This is a genomic window from Streptomyces sp. IBSBF 2435 (assembly GCF_036815005.1).
GTDB lineage: Bacteria > Actinomycetota > Actinomycetes > Streptomycetales > Streptomycetaceae > Actinacidiphila.
Window position 1 is genome coordinate 9,873 of sequence record NZ_JAJSYW010000042.1, and the last position, 21,428, is coordinate 31,300.

The 21,428-nt window shown below is 73.0% G+C and carries 18 protein-coding genes and 1 pseudogene; 10 read left to right on the plus strand and 9 right to left on the minus strand.

From position 1 onward, the window contains the following. The 5 genes from V7E46_RS11280 to V7E46_RS11300 form a co-directional block, all read right to left on the minus strand. A partial coding sequence (locus V7E46_RS11280) for a type ISP restriction/modification enzyme (RefSeq protein WP_333768290.1) occupies positions 1 to 833 on the minus strand: 833 nt, incomplete at its 3' end. 14 nt (positions 834 to 847) lie between these two features. Continuing rightward, positions 848 to 1,594, minus strand: a complete 747-nt coding sequence (locus V7E46_RS11285; protein ID WP_333768291.1) for a GntR family transcriptional regulator — start codon at positions 1,592 to 1,594, stop codon at positions 848 to 850. Then, positions 1,591 to 2,898, minus strand: a complete 1,308-nt coding sequence (hmgA, locus tag V7E46_RS11290; protein ID WP_333768292.1) for a homogentisate 1,2-dioxygenase — start codon at positions 2,896 to 2,898, stop codon at positions 1,591 to 1,593. The genes V7E46_RS11285 and hmgA overlap by 4 nt, the downstream gene beginning before the upstream one ends. 69 nt (positions 2,899 to 2,967) lie before the next feature. Beyond that, complete coding sequence (locus V7E46_RS33860; RefSeq protein WP_443054120.1) at positions 2,968 to 3,360, minus strand: GDSL-type esterase/lipase family protein; 393 nt, start codon at positions 3,358 to 3,360, stop codon at positions 2,968 to 2,970. 350 nt (positions 3,361 to 3,710) lie between these two features. Next, positions 3,711 to 5,138, minus strand: coding sequence for a DHA2 family efflux MFS transporter permease subunit (locus tag V7E46_RS11300; RefSeq protein ID WP_333768294.1), 1,428 nt, complete (start codon positions 5,136 to 5,138; stop codon positions 3,711 to 3,713). A gap of 179 nt (positions 5,139 to 5,317) precedes the next feature. On the opposite strand from V7E46_RS11300, the gene V7E46_RS11305 reads away from it, so the two are divergent. From V7E46_RS11305 to V7E46_RS11325, 5 genes are all read left to right on the plus strand, one after another. Next, the gene (locus V7E46_RS11305; RefSeq protein ID WP_333768295.1) at positions 5,318 to 5,959 is read left to right on the plus strand and encodes a TetR/AcrR family transcriptional regulator; all 642 of its coding nucleotides are present in this window, start codon (positions 5,318 to 5,320) and stop codon (positions 5,957 to 5,959) included. Positions 5,960 to 5,965: 6 nt separating this feature from the next. Further along, complete coding sequence (locus V7E46_RS11310; protein ID WP_333768296.1) at positions 5,966 to 6,583, plus strand: TetR/AcrR family transcriptional regulator; 618 nt, start codon at positions 5,966 to 5,968, stop codon at positions 6,581 to 6,583. Positions 6,584 to 6,805: 222 nt separating this feature from the next. After that, positions 6,806 to 9,082 (plus strand): molybdopterin-dependent oxidoreductase, encoded by a 2,277-nt coding sequence (locus tag V7E46_RS11315; protein WP_333768297.1) that lies wholly within the window; start codon positions 6,806 to 6,808, stop codon positions 9,080 to 9,082. A 211-nt stretch (positions 9,083 to 9,293) separates the two neighbouring features. Further along, positions 9,294 to 10,676, plus strand: a complete 1,383-nt coding sequence (locus V7E46_RS11320) for an aldehyde dehydrogenase family protein (RefSeq protein WP_333768309.1) — start codon at positions 9,294 to 9,296, stop codon at positions 10,674 to 10,676. Between the two features lie 99 nt (positions 10,677 to 10,775). Then, positions 10,776 to 11,858, plus strand: a complete 1,083-nt coding sequence (locus tag V7E46_RS11325) for a zinc-binding dehydrogenase (protein ID WP_333768298.1) — start codon at positions 10,776 to 10,778, stop codon at positions 11,856 to 11,858. 139 nt (positions 11,859 to 11,997) lie between these two features. Here V7E46_RS11325 and V7E46_RS11330 read toward each other — a convergent pair whose 3' ends face one another. Next, complete coding sequence (locus V7E46_RS11330) at positions 11,998 to 12,546, minus strand: DUF402 domain-containing protein (protein ID WP_333768299.1); 549 nt, start codon at positions 12,544 to 12,546, stop codon at positions 11,998 to 12,000. 168 nt (positions 12,547 to 12,714) lie between these two features. Then, positions 12,715 to 13,338: pseudogene (locus tag V7E46_RS11335) on the minus strand (TetR/AcrR family transcriptional regulator); the annotation flags it as partial. Between the two features lie 131 nt (positions 13,339 to 13,469). On the opposite strand from V7E46_RS11335, the gene V7E46_RS11340 reads away from it, so the two are divergent. Together V7E46_RS11340 and V7E46_RS11345 are read left to right on the plus strand one after the other, a co-directional pair. Next, positions 13,470 to 14,630, plus strand: coding sequence for an acyl-CoA dehydrogenase family protein (locus V7E46_RS11340; RefSeq protein ID WP_443054121.1), 1,161 nt, complete (start codon positions 13,470 to 13,472; stop codon positions 14,628 to 14,630). 108 nt (positions 14,631 to 14,738) lie between these two features. Next, a complete protein-coding gene (locus V7E46_RS11345; RefSeq protein WP_333768301.1) occupies positions 14,739 to 15,371 on the plus strand; it encodes a TetR/AcrR family transcriptional regulator in 633 nt (210 codons plus the stop codon). Between the two features lie 142 nt (positions 15,372 to 15,513). On the opposite strand, the gene V7E46_RS11350 is transcribed toward V7E46_RS11345, so the two are convergent. Further along, positions 15,514 to 15,978: a MaoC family dehydratase gene (locus V7E46_RS11350; protein ID WP_333768302.1), complete on the minus strand. Its 465-nt coding sequence runs from the start codon at positions 15,976 to 15,978 to the stop codon at positions 15,514 to 15,516. A 155-nt stretch (positions 15,979 to 16,133) separates the two neighbouring features. Continuing rightward, entirely contained in the window at positions 16,134 to 17,162 is a 1,029-nt protein-coding gene (locus V7E46_RS11355) for an LLM class flavin-dependent oxidoreductase (protein WP_333768303.1), read from the minus strand. A gap of 158 nt (positions 17,163 to 17,320) precedes the next feature. Here V7E46_RS11355 and V7E46_RS11360 point away from each other — a divergent pair, with 158 nt between their 5' ends. From V7E46_RS11360 to V7E46_RS11370, 3 genes are all read left to right on the plus strand, one after another. After that, complete coding sequence (locus tag V7E46_RS11360) at positions 17,321 to 17,476, plus strand: hypothetical protein (RefSeq protein ID WP_443054122.1); 156 nt, start codon at positions 17,321 to 17,323, stop codon at positions 17,474 to 17,476. Between the two features lie 41 nt (positions 17,477 to 17,517). Continuing rightward, positions 17,518 to 18,264: an SAM-dependent methyltransferase gene (locus tag V7E46_RS11365; protein ID WP_333768304.1), complete on the plus strand. Its 747-nt coding sequence runs from the start codon at positions 17,518 to 17,520 to the stop codon at positions 18,262 to 18,264. A 252-nt stretch (positions 18,265 to 18,516) separates the two neighbouring features. Then, a complete protein-coding gene (locus V7E46_RS11370; RefSeq protein WP_329180307.1) occupies positions 18,517 to 21,267 on the plus strand; it encodes a penicillin acylase family protein in 2,751 nt (916 codons plus the stop codon). The last annotated feature ends 161 nt before the right edge of the window (positions 21,268 to 21,428 follow it).

Below are 21,428 nucleotides of genomic sequence, written 5' to 3' on the forward strand. Positions count from 1 at the left end.
GCCTGTGGGGGGTTTTTTTTCGCCGCGGGGGGGGGGGGGGGCGGGGGCCCCCCGCCCCCCCCCGGCCCGGCCGGGTCGCGCCCGGCGGCCGGGTCCGCCAGCCGGGCGCCGCGGGTGTGCAGCCACAGCAGCCGGCCGCCCAGCGCCAGACCGGTTCGCCAGTCGCCGGGGCCGGTGGGGAAGGGCACTTCGCAGCCGCCGGGCGCGGGCCTTGCCGCGGCAGCGATCCAGGCCAGTACGTCCTCCGCCGTGACGTCGGCCGCCAGTTGCTCCGACAGCAGGCCGACCAGACCGGGGGCGAGGTTGGGGTCAAGCCCGCCCGGCTGCCGGAACAGCGGGCGAATTCGCCCCGGGCGGCCCGCGGGGGAGCGGCCGTCGGGCAGCAGGGCGGAGAAGGCCACGGCCGGCTCGCGTGCTTCCGGCAGATACGCCCGCTCGACCGCGAAGATCTGCCGGTCGTCCAGGACCCGCCACAACTCCGGCCGGGCCGCGTCGATCAGCCGGTGATCGGGTATCAGCCACTGCCGGTCGTGGGCGCCGTGCTGGATCATGACCGGCTCGGGGCAGCGTCCGTCCTCCCCGGCCAGCGCAGTCGTCGGGGTGCGGTGGCCGGGCAGTTGGGCGACCCGGCTGTGCAGGCCGCGCGCCCGGGTGGGGCGCAGCAGCGCGGCACGCTCCGCCTCGCCCCGCGCCGCCGCGAACAGCGCCCAGCGGTCCCGCAACGTGGCCGGGTCCGGCGCCATGGGCCAGCCGCGGCCGATCCGCAGCGGGCGCACGGACCACGGCATCACGTCGTGCAGCAGGGGCGCGTCGTCGTCGCTCACTGCATGCATGCTACCGACGGGACTCAGCGTGCCTCCATCGTCACGGTGAAGGAGAAGCGATCGCCCCGGTAGTGGATCCGCACCACGTCCACCGCCTGCCCCGCCTCGTTGTAGGTGACTCCGGTGTAGTGCAGGATCGGACTCAGCAGCGGCACCTGGAGCAGCCGGGCGGTCTCCGGGTCGGCCAGCCGTGCCTCCACGGTGTCGGTGATCCTGCTGATCCGCACCCCCAGCACATCCCGCAGTACCTTGGTCATCGGCCAGCGCTCCAGCTCGGCCAGGCCGATCCTGGCGGCCAGTTCCGGCCGGACGAAATTCTCCGCCCAGTTGGTGGGTTCGCCCGTCTCGTCGCAGCGCAGCCGCCGGTAGGCGACCGCCTCGTCCAGGCCGGGGAAGTGCTCGCCCACCTCCGGCGGCAGCGGCGCGGGGCCGTGCTGGAACACCGCGGTGCGCCCGCCGGACTGCTGGGCCACGATCGCGTCGACCGAGCCGAGCAGCTTGACCGGTGCGCCGCGCAGCGCCGCCGGCTCTATGAAGGTGCCGCGCCTGCGGTGCCGGGAGATCAGACCCTCTTCCTCCAGTTCCTTGAGCGCCTGACGCATGGTGAGCACGCTCACGCCGTAGTGCCCGGCGAGGTTGTCCTCGGTCGGCAGCCGCAGCGGGTCGTCCGGGCGGCGGCCCAGTATCGAGGCGCGCAGCGACTGGGAGACCTGATACCACAGCGGCAGTTTGCGGTTCAGCACCAGGGAGTCGGGGGCGAAGGAGGTCACGGCCGGAAGTTTCTCGCGAGCCCCTCCCACACCGTGTCGTAGTCCTGCTGACGGTGGCCCCCGGCCAGCGCGAATTCGGTGGGCACGACCGGCCAGCGGGTCTCGAACATGAACGCCAGCCCGTCGTCGACCCGTTGCGGTATCAGCTCCGCGGTGCTGGCCCGGTCGAAGGTGGCCCGGTCGGGGCCGTGGGCCGACATCATGTTGTGCAGCGAGGCACCGCCCGGTACGAAGCCCTCGGCCTTGGCGTCGTAGGCGCCTTCGACCAGGCCCATGAACTCCGACATCACATTGCGGTGGAAGTACGGCGGCCGGAAGGTGTCCTCGCCGACCAGCCAGCGGGGTGCGAACACCACGAAGTCCGCGCCGGCGAGCCCCGGGGTGTCGGACGGCGAGGTCAGCACGGTGAAGATCGACGGGTCGGGGTGGTCGTAGCTGATCGAGCCCAGCACATTGAAGCGGCGCAGATCGTACAGATACGGCACATGGCTGCCGTGCCAGGCGACCACGTCGAGCGGCGAGTGGTCGTAGCGGGCCGACCACAGGTTGCCGCCGAATTTGTTGACGACGTCGGTCTCCTCGTCCCCGTCCTCGTAGGCGGCGACCGGGGCCAGGAAATCCCGGGCGTTCGCCAGCCCGTTGGCACCGATCGGACCCAGCTCCGGCAGCTGGAAGGGCCTGCCGTAGTTCTCGCAGACATAGCCGCGGGCGGTGCCGTCCGGCAGGTCGACCCGGAAGCGGACACCGCGCGGGATCAAGGCGACATGGCCCGGCTCGGCACGCAGCAGCCCCAACTCGGTGCGCAGCAGCAGCGCGCCCCGCTGCGGCACGATCAGGAACTCCCCGTCGGAGGAGGAGAACACCCGCTTGTGCATCGAGCGGTTGGCGGCGTACCAGTGGATGCCGATGCCCTCACGGCGCAGCACATCGCCATTGCCGCCGGCGGTGACCAGGCCCTGCACGAAGTCGGTCGGCTCATCGGGCAGTGGCAGCGGCCCCCAGCGCAGCCGGTTGGGATCGGGTTCCACGTCCTGGAAGGGGCCGCTGCGCAGCAATCCGTTCGGCACCCGGTGGAAAGGGGGGTGTGCGGCGGACGGGCGGATCCGGTAGAGCCAGCTGCGCCGGTTGTGCGCGCGCGGTTCTGTGAAGGCGGTGCCGCTCAGTTGCTCGGCGTACAGCCCGAAGGACGCGCGCTGCGGCGCGTTGCGTCCGACCGGGAGCGCGCCGGGCACGGCCTCGCTGCTGTGCTCGTTCCCGAACCCGGATGAATAGTCGAGATCCCTGCCGTCCTGGCTGGTGTCCATGGTGCGCTCCCCGCGTTGTCGTCCTGATTCCTATGCTGAACCATAGGAATCAGGACGGCAACCCCCACCTCAAGCCTGTGGACAACTCTCGGACACGGCCGCGATCTCCCTGCTCAGCGCCCGTATCGTCGTCGCGGCGATCACCGCGTGCCCGCGGGCCGTAACGTGCACGAGGTCGGCGCTGCAGAGGTCGCGGTCACCGACCGCGGGGTGGTCGTACATCTCGACCAGCGCCGCCCCGTGGCGCTCCGCGGCCTTCCGGACGATGCCGTTGAGCAGCGCGACGCCCTCCTCCAGCGCCCCGCCGCGCAGTTCGGGCACCGCGGCGGCCACATTCGCCAGCGCGAAGGCGACAAGGGTGGTGCCGGGGGCGGCGAGCCGGCCGAAGAGCAGATCCATCTCGCGGGCGACGACGCCAGGGGAGAAGACGGGCAGCAGCAGGTCGTTGCCCCCGCAGACCACCGCGACCAGGTCGGGGCGAAGGCGGCGGCGCGCTCCGCCTGCCCCGCGCGCACCCGGGCGGTGGTCAGGCCGCGCAGGCCGAGATTCGTGCAGAACGCGTCGGGAGCGACGGCCCGCAGCGCCTCCGCGGTCCTGTCCGCCCAGGACGCGGTGCGGTAGCCGCACTGCGGATCGCCCAGCCCCTCGGCCAGGCTGTCGCCCACCACCGCGAAGCGCCGCCACGGCGGGCCGCGCATGACTTCCCCCCCTCGCCGTAGCCCAGACAGTGCGGGTCGGCGGCCTCCGCGGGATAGGCGGCCGCCCGGTCGGCGGCAGCGGGGTGCGGGCCTGCGCCCGGTTCGCGGACCATCTCAGGACTCCTTCGCCGCGGTACGGGACATGGCGAGGCCCACCAGGGCGGCGACGGCGGCCAGCGCGCCGCAGATCAGGAACACGTCGCGATACGCCTGCGGTCCGCCGATCCCGTGCGCTGCTATCACCGACGCGGTGGCCGCGACTCCCAGGGAGCCGCCCAACTGCCGGGCCGTGGTCGTCATGCCGGCCCCGGAGGCGAACTGCTGCGGTGGCAGCGACCTGGCGGCCGCGGTGGACAGCGCTGTCAGGGCGGCGCCGAATGCCGCGCCGCCGATCAGGCCCAACGGCAGCCACAGCGTCAGAAAACGGGTGTCCGTACCCAGGCTGAGATAGGCCCACACGCTCACCGCGGCGAAGGCGGCCATGGACGCCCCGACCACGGCGGGCAGTTGGTGCGGCTTGGCCAGCTTGCCCACCGCGACCGCGGCGACGGCCGAGGTCAGCGCGCCGGGGGTGACGGCGAAACCGGCTTTGAGCACCGAGTAGTGCCAGACGGCGGTCAGGAACAGCGGGCTGCTGAGCAGCCACCCGAAGAGCGACGCCCCGGTGAAGGCGGCGGCGGCCGAGGCGACCGCGAAGGTGCGGTTGCGGAAGAGGGCGGTCTCGACGGCGGGCGCCCCATGGCGTGCGGAACGCACCAGTGCGACGGCGATCAGGGCTGCTCCGACCGCCACGCATGCCACCGTGGCCGCCTCGGCCCAGCTCCAGTCGCTGCCTTTGGTGAGTCCCAGCACCAGCAGGGCGATGCCTGCCGTGACCGCGACCGTGCCCAAGGGATCGGGCAGCCGCCGCCGGGCCCCGGTGCGCTCGGGCAGGCCGCGTATCCCGGCGAGCACCAGGGCGGCGCCGGCCGGCACATTGATCAGGAAGACGGCCCGCCAGCCGAAGGCGTCGACCAGCACGCCGCCGAGCGCGGGCCCGGCGGCGGTGGCCATCGAGCCGGCCGCTCCCCAGGCGCCTATTGCCGCGGGGAGGCGCTGCGGCGGGGTCGTGGCGAGCAGCAGGCCGAGCGCGGCCGGGATCATCCCCGCCGCGGTCGCGCCCTGCAGCGCGCGGGCGGTGATCAGCCACGGCAGATTCGGCGCGCACGCGCACAGCGCGGAGGTGACGGTGAAGCCGGCGAGCGAGGTCAGGAAGAGCTTCTTGCGGCCGAAGGCGTCGGCGATCCGGCCGGCGGGGGTCAGCAGCGCGGCGAAGAGCACCGCGTAGCTGCTGACCACCCACGACAGGTCGGAGACGCGGTCGGCGGGGAAGCTCTCGGCCAGGTCGGGAAAGGCGACGTTGACGACGGTGGTGTCGAGGAAGGCGATGAAGGTCGCCCCCGCGCTGAGCAGCAGGACGACACCTGTTCGGGCGGCGGTGCCGCGCGGGGACGGCGGCTCCGCCGCGGGTGGCGCGGCGGAGGCGGAAGCGGGTGAGGACATGGCAGTCCTTGCCTTGGCGAAGATACATACTGGCGGTATGAAACATACATACCGAAGGTATGTGAGTGTCAAGTGTCGGCTTTGGCTAGGGTGGGGAGCGGCGGGGAGCGAATGGGCGAGAACGGGGGCAGCGCGGCGCCGGTACGGGCGCCGCCGGCCGGCCGGACAGGAGGGTGGCCGTGGCGACAGCGCATACGGCGACGGACAGCGGCGGGCGGCAAGCGCGCGTACGCCCGACGCAGCGGGAGCGCTCGGACGCGACCGTCGAGGACCTGCTAGCCGCCGCGCGGGCGCTCTTCGCGACGGTCGGATACGCCGCCACCTCGCTCGACGCCGTCTGCGAGCGGGCCGGCGTCACCAAGGGCGCGCTCTACCACCACTTCGCCGGCAAGAAGCAGCTCTTCAGCGCCGTCTACACCCGGGAGCAGGAACGCCTCGCCACCCGGATCTCGACCGCGTACCGCGCGGTCGCCGACGATCCGTGGGAAGCGGTCTTCGAGGGCAGCCGGGCCTACCTGGAGGCCTCGCTCGACCCCGAAGTGCAGCGGATCACGCTCTTCGACGCGCCCGGTGCGCTCGGCTGGGAGGCGATGCGGGACCTCGGCGTCAACTGCCGCGAGCTGACCGAGAAGGGCATCGCCCGGGCGATCAGGAAAGGCGCCATCCCCGAGCGCCCCGCCGCCCCGCTGACCTCGATGCTCTACGGCGGCCTCAGCGAGAGCGCCATGGCGATCGTCCGGGCCGCCGACCCGCAGGCGGCGCTCCTGGAGGCGCTCACCGACCTGCGGAAGCTCTTCGACGCGCTCGCCGCCGGGAGCTGACCGCGAATGACGGGCGCCGGGAGCGTGCCGGGCACCGACGGCGGACTGCTGCGCCGTGCGCCCGTGCAGCGGCGCAGCACCGAACGGCTCGAGCGGATCCTCGACGCCTGCGCGCAACTGCTGGACGAGGCCGGCTACGAACGGCTCAGCACCAGGGCGGTCGCCGCCCGGGCCGGAGTGCCGATCGGCTCGGTCTACCGCTTCTTCGCCGACAAGCGCGCGATGGCCGACGCGCTCGCGCACCGCAATCTGGACGACTTCCTCGACAGGACCACTGCGCGGCTGGCGGAGCCCGGCACCGGCGGCGGCTGGCGTACCGCCGTCGAGGTGCTGGTCGACGAATACACCGCGATGAAGCGCACCGCCCCCGGCTTCGCCCTGCTGGACTTCGGAGTGCCGGGCGAGACCAACCACGACCTCGCCGAGCGGCTGCCCGCGCTGCTCGGCGACCGGCTCACCACCGACCCGGCGGACCCCCGGCTGCGGCTGGCGCTGGTGGTCGCCGTCGAAGCCGCCGACGCCGCGCTCCAACTGGCCTTCCGCGCCGACCCGGAGGGCGACCCGCGGGTCGTCGCCGAGACCAAGCAACTGGTGCTGGCCTATCTGGCGACGGTGCTCGGCTGACCGGCGCCGGGCGCCGCGTCCCAGGCGTCGCCCGGTGACGTATCGCCGGTCCCGCCGGAGCTGCCCGGCGCGCCCGTCCCGCCGCGGGAGAACGCCGCCGGCACGTCGGCCCGCAGTGCCGGGATCGTTGTCCGTACCGGCGGGTAGTGTCGTTGTCAGTACCGATCGGTAGTGTCGAAGACGAACGCGCGCCAGTGCCGTCGCCGTCCAGGGGAGTCACCGATGACCCGTACCGCTCTGCGCATCTGCCCACTGTGCGAGGCCACCTGCGGCCTTGTCCTGACCATCGATCAGGGGCGCGTCACGCACGCCCGCGGCGACCACGACGACGTCTTCAGCGCAGGCTTCGTCTGCCCGAAAGGCGCCTCCTTCGGCGCTCTCGACGCCGACCCCGACCGGCTCACCCGGCCGCTGGTGCGCAAGGACGGCCGACTCGCCGAGGCCACCTGGGCCGAGGCGTTCGAGGCCGTCGCGGCTGGCATCGGCGCGGTCAGCGGTACGTACGGCGGCGGGGCGGTCGGCGTCGTCCTCGGCAATCCCAACGTCCATACGGTGGCCGGTGGGCTCTACCCGGCGCAGCTGGCCGGGGCGCTGGGCACCCGCAGCGTCTTCACCGCCAGCACCGTGGACCAGATGCCCAAGCATGTCAGCTGCGGCTATCTCTTCGGCGACCCCAACGCGATCCCGGTACCCGACCTGGACCGTACCGACCACCTGGTGCTGATCGGCGCCAACCCGCTGGTCTCCAACGGCAGTCTGGCCACGGCGGCCGACTTCCCCGGCAAGCTCAGGGCACTGCGGCGGCGCGGCGGACGGCTGATCGTGATCGACCCCAACCGCACCAGGACGGCCAAGGCTGCCGACCGCCATCTGGTGCCCCGGCCCGGCACGGACGCGGCGCTGCTCTTCGCCATGGTGCAGGTGCTGTTCGCCGAAGGGCTCACCGACCCGGGCGGCCTTGCCCCGCACCTCAGCGGTCTGGACGAGGTCCGCGCCCTTGCGGCGGACTTCACCCCCGAGTCCGTCGCCGCGTATTGCGACGTCCCCGCCGAGGACATCCGCACCCTCGCCCGGGAGCTGGCCGCCGCCGAGCGGGCGGCGGTGTACGGGCGGCTCGGCACTTCGGCCGTCGAATTCGGCACCCTGGCGAGCTGGCTGGTGGACGTGCTCAACGCGCTGACCGGGAATCTGGACCGGCCGGGCGGCGCGATGTTCCCGCTCGCGGCCACTGCCAGGGCGCCCCGGCCGCCCCGCCCCGGGAAGGGCTTCAGCACCGGGCGCTGGCACAGCCGGGTGTCCGGCCACCCCGAGGTCAAGGGCGAACTGCCCATCGCGGCCCTCGCCGAGGAGGTCGACACACCGGGGGAGGGCCGGCTGCGCGCGCTGGTCGTGGTGGCCGCGAATCCGGTGCTCTCCGCGCCTGACGGCCTGCGCCTGGACCGCGCCCTGGACGGGCTCGACTTCATGGTCAGCGTCGATCCGTATCTCAACGAGACGTCACGGCACGCCCATGTCGTCCTGCCGCCGCCCCCGCCGGCACAGAGCGCGCACTACGACTTCGCGTTCAACACCCTCGCGGTGCGCAACAACGTCCGCTACAGCCCGCCCGCCGTGCCGCTCGCCGACGGCGCCCTGGACGAGCCGCAGATCCTGGCACGGCTGATCCTCGCCGTCCTCGGCCAGGGCGGGCCCGACGCCGACCCCGCGCTGGTGGACGGCCAGGACATCACGCGCAGGCTCTCCTCGGCGACCGCCGACCCGCACTCCCCGGTGTACGGCAGGGACACCGCGGAAGTGGCCGCGCTGCTCGGCGGGCGCACCGGCTATGAGCGGCGGCTCGACCTGATGCTGCGGCTCGGCCCCTACGGCGACGGCTTCGGCGCGGAGCCGGAAGGCCTCACTCTGGCCAGGCTCCTCGACCACCCGCACGGCATCGACCTGGGGCCGCTCGGCTCCCGGCTGCCGCAGGTGCTGCGCACCGCCTCCGGCACCGTCGAGCTGGCCGCGGCGCCCGTCGCCGCCGATGTGCCGCGGCTGCGGGCGGCGGTGGCCCGCGGCGCCGACGGGCGGTCGCTGGTCCTGATCGGGCGCCGTCACCTGCGGTCCAACAACAGCTGGCTGCACAATGTGCCGACTCTGACCGGTGGCAGCAACCGGTGCACCGCCCAGCTGCATCCGGAGGACGCCGCCCGGCTCGGGCTGGAGGACGGCGCGCTCGCCCGGATCAAGGGCGACGGCGGCGAGATCACCGCACCGGTGGAGATCACCGACACGCTGCGCCGCGGTGTGGTGTGCCTGCCGCACGGCTGGGGCCACGACCGCGGCGGCACCCGGCTGACCGCCGCCTCCCGCGACCCCGGGGCCAATGTCAACCAGCTGCTGGACGGCAGCCGTCTCGACCCGCTCTCCGGCACCGCGGTGCTCAACGGTTTCCCGATACAGGTGGAGGCGGCCGGCCGACGCCGCCCGCACAAGGATCCGCCGGAGGTCGTCGGCTGACCGCGGCCCGCGCAAGCGCCCGCGGGTGACCGATGGCACGGGACAGGCCCTGGCACCATAAAACTATCGGCGCTAGTTTGGGTGTCGGACGCAGCGGCGACTCGGAAGGCGGCAGGTGGACGGCATGGCTGACGGCGGCGGCGGCACGGACAGGGCGGACGGCACGGGCTCGGCGGGCGGTGCGGCACGGGTCCACCGCGGGCAGGATGCGGTGTTCATCGGCGGCGCATGGCGCGCCGCGGCCGGCGGCGGCACGATCGACGTGGTCGATCCGGCCACCGAGCAGGTCATCGGCCGGGTGGCGGCCGGCACCGCCCCGGACGTGGACGCCGCCGTGCGGGCGGCCCGCGAGGCGCTGCCCGGCTGGGCGGCGACCCCGCCCGCCGAGCGGGCCGCGGTCCTCGGGGCGGCCCGCGACCTGCTCGCCGCCCGCAGGGAGGAGATCGCCGCCACCGTGTCGGCGGAATTGGGCGCACCGATGGCCTTCGCCGCCGCCGTGCACGCCGACCTGCCCACTGCTGTGATGGCCTCCTACGCGGACATGGCCGCCGCTCACCCCTTCGAGGAACAGGTCGGCAATTCACGGGTGTTCCAGGAGCCGGTCGGTGTGGTGGGCGCGATCACGCCGTGGAATTACCCGCTGCACCAGATCGTCGCCAAGGTCGCCCCCGCGCTCGCCGCCGGCTGCACTGTGGTGCTCAAGCCCGCCGAGGACACTCCGCTGGTGGCCCAGCTCTTCGCCGGCATCCTGGCCGGGGCGGGGCTGCCCGCGGGAGTCTTCAACCTGGTCACGGGGCTCGGCCCGGTCGCGGGCCAGGCGCTGGTCGAACACCCGGGCGTGGACCTGGTGTCGTTCACCGGCTCCACCGCGGTCGGCCGGCAGATCGGAGCGACGGCCGCCGCCGCGGTCAAGCGCGTCGCCCTCGAACTGGGCGGCAAGTCGGCCAATGTGATCCTGCCGGGCGCCGACCTGGCCCGCGCGGTCAACGTCGGCCTCGCCAACGTCTTCGCCAATTCCGGCCAGACATGCAGTGCCTGGACCCGGATGCTGGTCGACTCCGCCCGCTACGACGAAGCCGTCGCCATTGCCGCGGCATCCACCGCGAAATACGTGCCGGGCGACCGGCTCGGCCCGGTCGTCAACGCCAAGCAGCGCGACCGGGTGCGCGGCTACATCAAGCGCGGACTGGACGAGGGCGCCAGGATCGTGGCCGGCGGCCCCGACGCCCCCGAAGGCCTGGACACCGGCTACTACGTCCGGCCCACCGTCTTCGCCGACGTCGAGCCCGGTATGGCGATCGCCCAGGAGGAGATCTTCGGCCCGGTCGTCGTCCTGATCCGCTACGAGGACGAGGAGGACGCGCTGCGCATCGCCAACGGCACGGTCTACGGCCTCGCGGGTGCGGTCTGGGGCGCAGACGAGGAGACCGCCGTCGCCTTCGCCCGCCGGATGGACACCGGCCAGGTGGACATCAACGGCGGCCGGTTCAACCCGGTGGCGCCCTTCGGCGGTTACAAGCAGTCCGGGGTCGGCCGCGAACTGGGCGCGCACGGCCTCGCCGAATACCTCCAGACGAAGTCGCTGCAGTTCTGACACCACCTGGCCGCGCCTGCCGGCGTCCGCTACCGCCGGACGGGTGACAAGCCGACAAAGCGTCACACCGACACATTGCCGAACCGATCAGGAGACCCCGTGGTCCGCGCAGCCGTCCTGCCAGCCGTCAACGCACCGCTGGTCGTCACCGAGATCGATCTGCCGGACCCGGGCCCCGGCCAGGTGCGGGTACGGCTCGCCGCAGCCGGCGTCTGCCACTCCGACCTCTCGCTGTCCAACGGCACCCTGCGCCAGCCGGTCCCCGCCGTGCTCGGCCATGAGGGCGCGGGGACGGTCGTCGCGGTCGGCGACGGCGTCGAGCATGTGGCACCCGGCGACAAGGTGGTGCTCAACTGGGCGCCCGCCTGCGGAAACTGCCACTTCTGCGGGCTCGGCGAGGTCTGGCTGTGCGCCCATTCCGCCACCGCTGCCGCAACGCCGTACGCCACCCTCGCCGCCGACGGCAGCCCGCTCCACCCGGGCCTGGGCACCGCCGTCTTCGCTGAGGAGACCGTCGTCGCCGCCCGCGCCGTCCTCCCGCTGCCCGACGGAGTGCCGCTGACCGACGCGGCCCTGCTCGGCTGCGCGGTCCTCACCGGCTACGGAGCCGTGCACCATGCCGCGGCCGTACGCGCCGGGGAATCCGTCGCCGTGTACGGCGTCGGCGGCGTAGGGCTCGCGGTGCTGCAGTCGGCGCGGATCGCAGGCGCGGACCGGATCGTCGCCGTCGATGTCGCCCCGGGCAAGGAGGAGTTGGCCATGGCCGCGGGCGCCACCGACTTCGTCGTCGCGGGCGAGGACACGGCCAAGCAGATCCGCGGGCTGACCGGCGGATACGGCGCCGACGTCGCCATCGAGTGCGTGGGCCGCGCCGACACCGTCCGCACCGCCTGGTCGTCCACCCGGCGCGGCGGGCGCACGACGGTGGTCGGCATCGGCGGCCAGGACCAGAAAGTCACTTTCACCGCGCTGGAACTCTTCTACTTCGCCCGGACGTTGTCAGGGTGCGTGTACGGCAACTGCGACCCGGCGAAGGATCTCCCCGTCCTCGCCGGGCACGCACGCGAGGGCCGTCTCGACCTGTCCGGCATGGTCACCGAGCACATCGGCCTCGACGGCATCCCGGCCGCGTTCGAGGCGATGACCGCGGGCCGCGGCGGAAGAGCGCTGGTCGTCTTCTGACCGCTCACCCGCCTGCCCGGGCCGTACGGATCGAGCGCTCAGCCGCTTCCGAGCGCCCATCCGACGCCAGGCCAACGCGTGCCCGCCCGGATCGGGAGCGCTCAGCCCCGCCACACGCCCCGCGGCGTCCCGCCGGACGCTACGCCGCCGCCCCGGCCATCATCGCCAGCCACGTCCCGTGCGCCCCGCCGAACGGCCCGCGGGCGGACGCCACCGCGTCCATCAGCCAGTCGGCCGACTCCTGGGCCGCGGCGACGATATCGGCCGGGTAGCCGTAACGCACCCGGTGCTCGGCGAATTCGTCCTCGTCCACCAGGATCGGCCCCGGCGCGTCGCGCTTGCGCAGCACATCGAGGTCGAGGTCGATCATGGTGACCTCGTCGGGCGACGGCCAGCGCGGCGGGGTGGTGATGTCGCAATAGACCTCGGTGCTGCGCGGCGCCGCGTTGAAGGTCGCCGTCCACCACGCCTCGTGCGGGAAGAGCAGCACATGGGCCTCGGGGATGGGCACCTCGGGATTGTGGCCCTTGCGCATCACGCTGTTGGCGGGAAGTCCCAGCCATATCCCGTGCTCGTCCTCGCCGAGCCGGTGCATCCGCAGATTCCAGTGCAGAGTTCCGTCGTATTTGCGGTAGTTGACCTGGACGAGCCGCTGCGTGCCCGCCGGTGCTGAATCCGGTGTCGACATGACGCCATCCTGTCAGCCGCCGCCCGGCCGGCCGCTCCCGCCCGCACCCGTACCACGCGGCCCGTCCGAGCCCGCGCCGCCCGATCCGCCCGCTCCTGTAGCGACCGGCCCGCCCGCGTCCGTGTCGTGCGCTCCTTCCGTGCCTGTCCCCCCGCCGCCGGCGGACCCGTCCGCGTACTGGAGCGCCAGCCCGTCGAGCAGTGCCCGCAGGCCGGTCTCGAAGGCGCCCTCGTCGACCCGTTCCCGGTGCCTGGCCAGCAGATGGGCCTGCCCCAGATGGGGGTAGTCGGCGGGGTCGTAGGCGTCCGCGTCGCCCACGAAGCCGCCCGCGAAGGAGCCGAGTGCCGACCCGGTGACGAAATACCGCATCAGGGCGCCGATCCGGGTGGCCTGGGCCGGCGCCCAGCCCGCCTCCACCATGCCGCCGAAAACGGCGTCGGCCATCCGCAGCCCCGCCGGGCGCAGGCCGGGTCCTGTGGCGAGGAAGGGGACGATGTTCGGGTGCGCGGTGAGGGCGGCGCGATAGGAGCGGCCCCAGTCGAGCAGCGCCTGGCGCCAGTCCCGGCCGCCGCGGAACATCGACAGGTCGACCTGGTCGATCACCGTGTCGGCGACCGCGTCGAGTATCGCCTCCTTGGTGGCGAAGTGGTTGTAGAGCGAGGGTCCGCTGACCCCCAGTCCCGCCGCCAGCCGCCGGGTGGACAGCGCCGCCAGACCCTCGGTGTCGATGAGTGCGAGCGCCGCCGTCACGATGCGGTCGCGGCTGAGCAGGGGCTTGCGGGGGCGGGCCATGCGGCACATAGTAGAGGCTGCGAAGCAAAAACTAGCGGTGGTAGTTTCGGCGATCGCGGCGGCTCCCGGTGCGACGGGCGGCGCCGCGGACCGGTGTGACCGAGGCGGAGGGAACGGAGGGGAGCGCGGATATGGCAGTGAGTTTCGAGCTGTCCGCGGAGCAGTCCGACATCAAGGCCCTGGCCAGGGACTTCACCGACCGCGAGGTCGCCCCGCATGCGGCCGTGTGGGACCGTGCCGAGGCCGTGGACCGCGGGATCGTGAAGAAGCTCGGCGCGGTCGGCTTCCTCGGCCTGACCATCGACGAGGAATACGGCGGCTCCGGCGGCGACCACCTGGCGTACTGCCTGGTCACCGAGGAGCTGGGGCGCGCGGACTCGTCCGTGCGCGGCATCGTGTCCGTCTCGCTCGGCCTGGTCGCCAAGTCGGTCGCGCGCTGGGGCACCGAGCCGCAGAAGCGGGCCTGGCTGCCCCGGCTGACCTCCGGCGAGGCGATCGGCTGCTTCGGCCTCACCGAGCCGGGCACCGGCTCCGACGCGGCGAATCTGACCACCCGAGCGGTGCGCGAGGGGGACACGTACGTCATCACCGGCGGCAAGACCTTCATCACCAACGGGACCTGGGCCGACGTCGTCCTGCTCTTCGCCCGTACCGGCAGCGCGGCGGACGGGCACCGGGGCGTCAGCGCCTTCCTGGTGCCGACCGACACGCCGGGGCTCACCCGCCGCGCCATCCACGGCAAGCTGGGCCTGCGCGGCCAGGCGACGGCCGAGATCGTACTCGACGGCGTACGCGTGCCCGCGGACACCCTGCTCGGGCCCGAGGGCAAGGGCTTCTCGGTGGCGATGTCGGCGCTGGCCAAGGGCCGGATGTCGGTCGCGGCGGGCTGCGTCGGCATCGCGCAGGCGTGCCTGGAGGCGGCGGTCGGCTACGCCGGGCAGCGCGAGCAGTTCGGGACGCCGATCGCCGGGCACCAACTGGTGCAGGAACTGCTCGCCGACATCGCCGTGGACGTGGCCACGGCCCGGCTGCTGACCTGGCAGGTCGCCGATCTGATCGACCGCGGGCTGCCCTTCGCGACCGAGTCGTCGGTCGCGAAGCTGCACGCGAGCGAGGCGGCGGTGCGCTGCGCGAACAACGCCCTCCAGGTCTTCGGCGGCTACGGCTACATCGATGAGTACCCGGTCGGCAAGCTGCTGCGGGACGCTCGCGTCATGACCCTCTACGAAGGCACGAGCCAGATACACAAACTGCTGATCGGCCGCTCTCTCACCGGCGTGTCGGCCTTCTGAACCCCGTGCGCCCCTGACCGGCCACCCGCCGCTAAGCGCTTGCTCACCCGCCCGGGTAGGGTGTGACCCTGTCAACCGACCGGGTCAGACGGGTCAGAGGAGCGTGCGATGGGTGCGGAGGCTGCAACCGGCCAGGCGTGGGAGGACATCACTCCCGACGCCGCCAGGCGGCTGGTGATCGCCGCGGTGCAGGCGTTCGCCGAACGCGGCTACCACGCCACCACCACGCGGGACATCGCGGGACGGGCCGGGATGAGCCCGGCGGCGCTGTACATCCACTACAAGACCAAGGAAGAGCTGCTCTACCAGATCAGCAAGGTCGGCCACCAGCGCTCGCTCACCATGCTGCGCGAGGCGCGGGACGGCGGAGGCAGCGCGACCGACCGCCTTGCCGCGGCGGTGCGGGCCTTCGTCCGCTGGCACGCGGAGCACCACACCACCGGGCGGGTGGTGCAGTACGAGCTCGGCGCGCTCGCCCCTGACCATTACGCCGAGATCGTCACCTTGCGACGGCAGAGCGAGGACGCGATCCGCACGATCGTCGCCGACGGGGTGGCCGCGGGCGAATTCGACGTGCCCGAGATGTCCGGCACCACGCTGGCCGTGCTGTCGCTGTGCATCGACGTGGCCCGCTGGTTCAACCCGTCAGGACGGCGTACGCCCGACGAGGTCGGCGCGCTCTACGCCGACCTCGTGCTGCGGATGGTCCGCCCGGAGGGCCGGCCCGCCGCGGAGCAATAGGCGCGGGAGGGCGGCGGAGCCGGGCGCGGGGACAGCGCTCGGGCGGGGCGCTCGGAGGCGGGGACAGCGCTCGGGTCGGCCGCTCGGAGGCGGTGAGGGGGCCGCCGGCCGGGGCGGTCGGAGCACCGGGCAGCGGGCGCGGTCAGAAGAAGAACCGGACCACCGTCTCCGCCACGCACACCGGCTTGTCGCCGCCCTCGCGCTCGACAGTCACCCGGGTGACCATCTGCACCCCGCCCCCGACCTCGGTCAGCTCGGTCACCGTCGCGGTCGCGCGCAGCCGGGAGCCGACCGGGACGGCGGAGGGGAAGCGCACCTTGTTGACGCCGTAGTTGATGCCCATCCGCACGCCCTCGACCCGGAAGAGCGTCGGAGTCAGCGACGGGATCAGCGACAGCGTCAGATAGCCGTGCGCGATCGTCGTCCCGTACGGGCCGTCGGCCGCGCGCTCCGGGTCGACGTGGATCCACTGGTGGTCACCGGTCGCCTCGGCGAAGGTGTCGATCCGCTGCTGGTCGACCTCCAGCCAGTCCGTCCAGCCGAGCTGCTCGCCGACGGCGGCCCGCAGTTCGTCGGGCGAAGCGAAGACGCGGGGCTGCTGGGACATGGTCGGGGCCTCCGGGGGCATAGGTTACCAAGCGCTTGCTCAGCATGATTCCGCTGGTCCCGGCTGTCAACGCCACGCCTGTCCGCCACGCCGGGTACGCCCGCACGTCGCCGCGCCGGGCCCCGCTCCACCCGGACGCTACCGGGCTCGGCCGCTCACGTACGCCCCGCGAGCAGGGCGTTGAGCGCCGGGCGCAGCGCCACCAGCCGGTCCAGCTGGCCGAGCTGGGCCGGGATGCCGGGCGCCGCGATCCGGATCACCAGATGCCGCGCGCCCTGGGCGAGATAGCGGCCCAGCTGCTCCACCACCGCCTCGGGTGTGCCCGCCGCGTTCGCCTGGATCTTCTCCATCTCCTCCACCGGCCGCCCGTAATTGGCCCAGGCGTACGCGTCCAGCGCCGCGCGCCCGCCGTCCGCCGCGTCGGTGATCAGGGTGTTCACGAAGAGCGCGGGAGCGAACGGGGCATCCCCGCGGCCCGCCTCCCCCGCGGCGGCCCGGATCGCGGCGAGCCCCGCACCGTAGTCGGCCGGGTCCGGGGGATACGGCAGCCAGCCGTCGTAGCCGCGCCCGGCGCGGGCCAGCGCGGCAGGGGTGGCGCCGCCGAGCCAGACCGGCGGCCCGCCGGGGCGGAACGCCTTGGTGGCGGGCACGATGTCGTCGAAGTGCAGCACCTCGCCGTGGAAGGACACCGGACCCTCGCCGGTCCACAGCCGGCGCCACAAGGCAACGGTCTCGTCGAGCCGCTGGAAACGGTTCGGCCAGGGCGTGCCCGCCATCGCGTAGACCGGCCGCCCGAAGCGGCCGGGGAAGCCCGCGCCGACGCCCAGCACGAGCCGTCCGCGGGAGAGCAGGTCGACCGAGGCGATGGTCTGCGCGGCCTGGACGGGCGTACGCAGCGCGGGCAGCAGTGCGCCGGTGCCCAGCGTGACGCGTTCGGTCACGGCGGCGAGCGCGGCCAGCACCGTGAGCGCTTCGAGCCGCGGGGTGAGCAGGGAGTCGGTGACCCACAGCGAGTCGAAGCCGGTGCGCTCGGCGTGCACCCCGAAGGAGACGGCCTCGCCCGGGCCGGTGTGCTCACTCCACTGGACCTTCGTGGTGGGCACGAAGACACCCATCCGTACGGTGCCGGTCCCGCCCGCGGCGCTGTCCGCGGTATCGGTGCTGTCGGTGAACGTGCTTGTCATACCCCGATCGTGGGCCGCCGCGGACACGCCCTCAATTCCCGGCAGGGAATGGCCGCGGTCCGGGCGCGCGGGTTAGAAATGAGCCGTGGACGCCCCTCGTACCCTCGACCCGGCCGCCGCGCGGGCCTTCCGACACGGTGCTCGGGTTCGCCGTGCCCATGGAGCTGGAATCGGCCGGCTGCGGACTGCTGCGGCTGATGACCACCGTCGCGGTCTTCGCCACCGCCGCCGACGTCACCATCGCCGAGCTGAAGCTGGAGGCCTTCCTGCCGGCTGACCGCGCCACGGCGGACGCGCTGCGAAAGGATGCCTGACGGACCGGCGAGAGCGCCGGGCACCGTGACCGAGGAGCCGTATGAGCCTGCGCCACCATGAGATCGCCGAGTCCCGGCACCGCATCCTCAACCCCATCACCGAGGAGAAGCTGATGCTGCTTGGTGAGATCTGCCGGTTGGAGCCCGGGCAGCGGCAGCTCGATCTGGCCTGCGGCAAGGGCGAGATGCTCACCCGGTGGGCGCAGCGGCACGGCACCGGCGGGGTCGGCGTCGACCTCAGCGAGGTCTTCCTGACCGCCGCAAGGGAGCGGGCGGCCGAACTCGGCGTCTGCGAACGGGTGAGTTTCGAGCGCGGCGACGCAGGAGCGTACGTGGCGGAGGCCGCCGCCTACGACGTGGTGTCCTGCGTCGGCGCCAGCTGGATCGGCGGCGGCCTGGCCGGGACGATCGAGCTGCTGCGCCCCGCCCTGCGGCCCGGCGGCCTGATGCTCATCGGCGAGCCGTACTGGACCGAGCCGGCCCCCGAGGGCGCGCTGGAGGCGATCGGGGCGGCCCCTGACGACTACACCTCGCTGGTCGGCACCCTCGACCGGTTCGGCGCGGCGGGGATGGAACTGGTCGAGATGGTGCTGGCCGACGGCGACAGCTGGGACCGCTACGCCGCGGGGCAGTGGTTCGCCATCGCGGACTGGCTGCGCGACGCCCCGGCCGGGCACCCCGACGCGGCCGACATGCGGGACTTCCTCGACCACGGCCGCCGCACCCACCTGGAGTGGAACCGCCGCTACCTGGGCTGGGGCGTGTTCGTCCTGCGGGCGGCGCGCTGAGCGCGTCGCACATGGGGTGCGGGCCGCCGCCCTGGGCCCTGCGCGCCGGGCGCTGACCCCGGGGGCCGGCGCCTCGGGGTTGCGACGGGCCGGGTTTGATGCGCCGGGCGCTCGCCCGGGGCACCGACGGGCCGGAATCGACCGTGTTCGTCCGCCGAGTTGTGAGGAATCCGAAAACCTGACGCATGTTCATCTTCCGGGGCCGGTGTACCGGCGGTAACCTCCGCGCACCGGCTTCCGGAAGGAGCAGACATGCCGCTACGGACCCCACGACGGATCGGCAGGATCGGCACGCTGAAAACGGCCACCGCAGGAGCGCTGCTGGCGCTCGCGGCGACCCTGGTGGCCCCGGTGCCACTGGCAGCGCACGCCGCAGACCCGGGCGACTACTGCGCGGCGCAGTGCGCCGACATCTTGCCGCCGGGCGAGAACGGCAACGCCACCCTTGCCGACATCCTGGCGAACAAGGCGCTCGGCACCCAGCCCGCGCACACCTCGGACCAGCTCGGCCCGTACGCCTCCCTCGCGGACGGGTACCCGACCCTGACCGACGCCACCATCACCAACTTCTTCAACGACTCGTCCTTCGGCGTACCGCCGAGCCAGATCGCCTCCATCATCAGCCCGCGCTCCGATGTGACGATCACCCGGGACAAGAAGACCGGGGTGCCGCACATCAAGGGCACTACCAGGCAGGGCACCGAATACGGCGCGGGATACGCGGCGGCGCAGGACCGGCTCTGGCTCATGGACCTCTTCCGGCACGTCGGACGCGGCGAACTGTCGTCGTTCGCCGGCGGTGCCGCCGCGAACCGCGGCCTTGAGCAGGAATTCTGGAAGCAGGCCCCCTATACCGAGGCCGACCTCCAGGCGCAGATCGACCACCTGGCCAGCACCGGCGGCGCCCGCGGCCAGCAGGCGCTCGCCGACGCCCAGGCGTACGTGGACGGCATCAACGCGTACATCACCGCGGCGAAGAACGGGCGCTACTTCCCCGGCGAATACGTGCTGACCGGGCATGTGGACGCCATCACCAACGCCGGCACCATCGATCCGTTCCAGCTCACCGACCTGATCGCGCTGGCCTCCGTGATCGGCGCGCTCTTCGGCACCGGCGGCGGCGGCGAGGTGCAGTCGGCGCTGTCCCTGCTGGCGGCGCAGCAGCAGTACGGCGTGACCGAGGGCACCAAGGTCTGGGAGTCGTTCCGCGAACGCGACGACCCGGAAGCCACCGCCACCGTCCACGACGGCACCAGCTTCCCCTACGCGGGCAAGCCGGCCGTCGCCCAGGGCGAAGCACTCCCCGACGCCGGCTCGGTCGTCGCGGAACCCCTCGTCTACGACGCGACCGGCGGCGCCACGCAGGCCACCACCAAGAGCCCCGGTGTGCTGCCCGGCAACCTCTTCTCCACCAAGAAGGGCATGTCCAACGCCCTGGTCGTCAGCGGCGCCCACACCGCGAGCGGCCACCCGGTCGCCGTCTTCGGCCCGCAGACCGGCTACTTCGCGCCGCAGCTGCTGATGCTCCAGGAACTCCAGGGCCCCGGCATCAGCGCGCGCGGCGCGTCCTTCGCCGGTGTCGGCATGTACGTCGAGATGGGCCGCGGCCAGGACTACGCCTGGAGCGCGACCTCCGCGGCCCAGGACGTCACCGACACCTACGCCGTCGAGCTGTGCCAGGACTCCACGCACTACATTTTCCACGGCAATTGCGTCGCCATGGAGAAGCTGGAGCGCACCAACTCCTGGAAGCCGACCCTGGCCGACTCCACCGCCGCGGGCTCCTACCGCATGCAGGTCTGGCGGACCGCCTACGGCCCGGTCGAATACCGCGCCACCGTCGGCGGCAAAGCCGTCGCCTATACGCAGCTGCGCAGCTCCTACCGGCACGAGGCCGACTCGATCCTGGGCTTCCAGGAACTCAACGACCCAGGCTTCGTCCATGACGCCGCGTCCTTCCAGAAGGCCGCGCAGGACATCAACTACACCTTCAACTGGTTCTACGCCGACTCACGGCAGACCGCGTACTACAACAGCGGCACCAACCCGGTGCGGGCTGACGGTGTCGACGCGTCCTTCCCGATCTGGGCGCAGGCCGCGTACGACTGGCGCGGCTGGGACCCGACGACCAACACCGCGTCCTACACGCCGCCCGCGCAGCACCCGCAGTCCGTCAACCAGGACTACTACGTCTCCTGGAACAACAAGCAGGCACCCGGCTATACGTCGGCGGGCTTCGGGAACGGGGCCGTGCACCGCGCCGACCTCCTCGACGACCGCGTCAAGGCACTGGTCAAGGCCGGCGGCGTCACCAGGTCGGCCCTCGCCAAGGCGATGGACGACGCCGCACTGACCGACCTGCGGGGCGAGGACGTACTGCCCGAGCTGCTCCAGGTCATCAACAGCGCGCCCGTCACCGACCCGCAGGAGGCCACCGCCGTCCAGCAGCTGACCGCCTGGCGTACGGCCGGCACCAAGCGCCATGAGACGTCGCCGGGCTCCCACACCTACGCGAACGCCGACGCCGTCCGCGTCATGGACGCGTGGTGGCCACTGCTCGTCCAGGGCGAATTCCAGCCGGGTCTGGGCGGCAGCCTCTACACGGCGCTCACCGCCGACCTCACCGTCGACGAGTCGCCGTCCGCCGGGCACGGGCCGACCGGTTCGCACGCCGGAAGCGCCTTCCAGTACGGCTGGTGGAGCTACGTCGACAAGGACCTGCGGCAAGTGCTGGGCGGGCAGGTGGCGGGGCCGCTGGCCCGCACGTACTGCGGCGGCGGGCAGCTGGCCGCCTGCCGTGACGTGCTGCTGAACACGCTCAAGCAGGCCGCGGCCGTTCCGGCCACCACCGTCTATCCCGGTGACGACGGGTGCGCCGCGGGCGATCAGTGGTGCGCCGACTCCATCGTCCAGCGGCCGCTGGGCGGGGTCACGGACGCTCGGATCAGCTGGCAGAACCGGCCTACGTTCCAGCAGGTTGTGGAATTCCCCTCACACCGCTGACGCTTTCCCGCGGGGGTGGGCGCGGTCTTCCCGCGTCCCCCCTGCGGGGCTCGCCATGGTCTCCGGCCGCGGGTCCGTCCCGGCTTCACCACCGCCGTGGCCGGCGCCCCTGGGGTGGCGGCGGCGGTCCGTCTCCACACGACGGTCCGCCGTGGCTTGTC

Bases quoted from the DNA above. Each gene is read 5' to 3' on its own strand.
- V7E46_RS11360 (WP_443054122.1), top strand. From the start codon at position 17,321: ATGGAGCTGGAATCGGCCGGCTGCGGACTGCTGCGGCTGATGACCACC.
- V7E46_RS11345 (WP_333768301.1), top strand. From the start codon at position 14,739: ATGGGTGCGGAGGCTGCAACCGGCCAGGCGTGGGAGGACATCACTCCC.
- V7E46_RS11310 (WP_333768296.1), top strand. From the start codon at position 5,966: ATGACGGGCGCCGGGAGCGTGCCGGGCACCGACGGCGGACTGCTGCGC.
- V7E46_RS11370 (WP_329180307.1), top strand. From the start codon at position 18,517: ATGCCGCTACGGACCCCACGACGGATCGGCAGGATCGGCACGCTGAAA.
- V7E46_RS11350 (WP_333768302.1), bottom strand. From the start codon at position 15,978: ATGTCCCAGCAGCCCCGCGTCTTCGCTTCGCCCGACGAACTGCGGGCC.
- V7E46_RS11300 (WP_333768294.1), bottom strand. From the start codon at position 5,138: ATGTCCTCACCCGCTTCCGCCTCCGCCGCGCCACCCGCGGCGGAGCCG.
- V7E46_RS11365 (WP_333768304.1), top strand. From the start codon at position 17,518: ATGAGCCTGCGCCACCATGAGATCGCCGAGTCCCGGCACCGCATCCTC.
- V7E46_RS11315 (WP_333768297.1), top strand. From the start codon at position 6,806: ATGACCCGTACCGCTCTGCGCATCTGCCCACTGTGCGAGGCCACCTGC.
- V7E46_RS11355 (WP_333768303.1), bottom strand. From the start codon at position 17,162: ATGACAAGCACGTTCACCGACAGCACCGATACCGCGGACAGCGCCGCG.
- hmgA (WP_333768292.1), bottom strand. From the start codon at position 2,898: ATGGACACCAGCCAGGACGGCAGGGATCTCGACTATTCATCCGGGTTC.
- V7E46_RS11340 (WP_443054121.1), top strand. From the start codon at position 13,470: ATGGCAGTGAGTTTCGAGCTGTCCGCGGAGCAGTCCGACATCAAGGCC.
- V7E46_RS11330 (WP_333768299.1), bottom strand. From the start codon at position 12,546: ATGTCGACACCGGATTCAGCACCGGCGGGCACGCAGCGGCTCGTCCAG.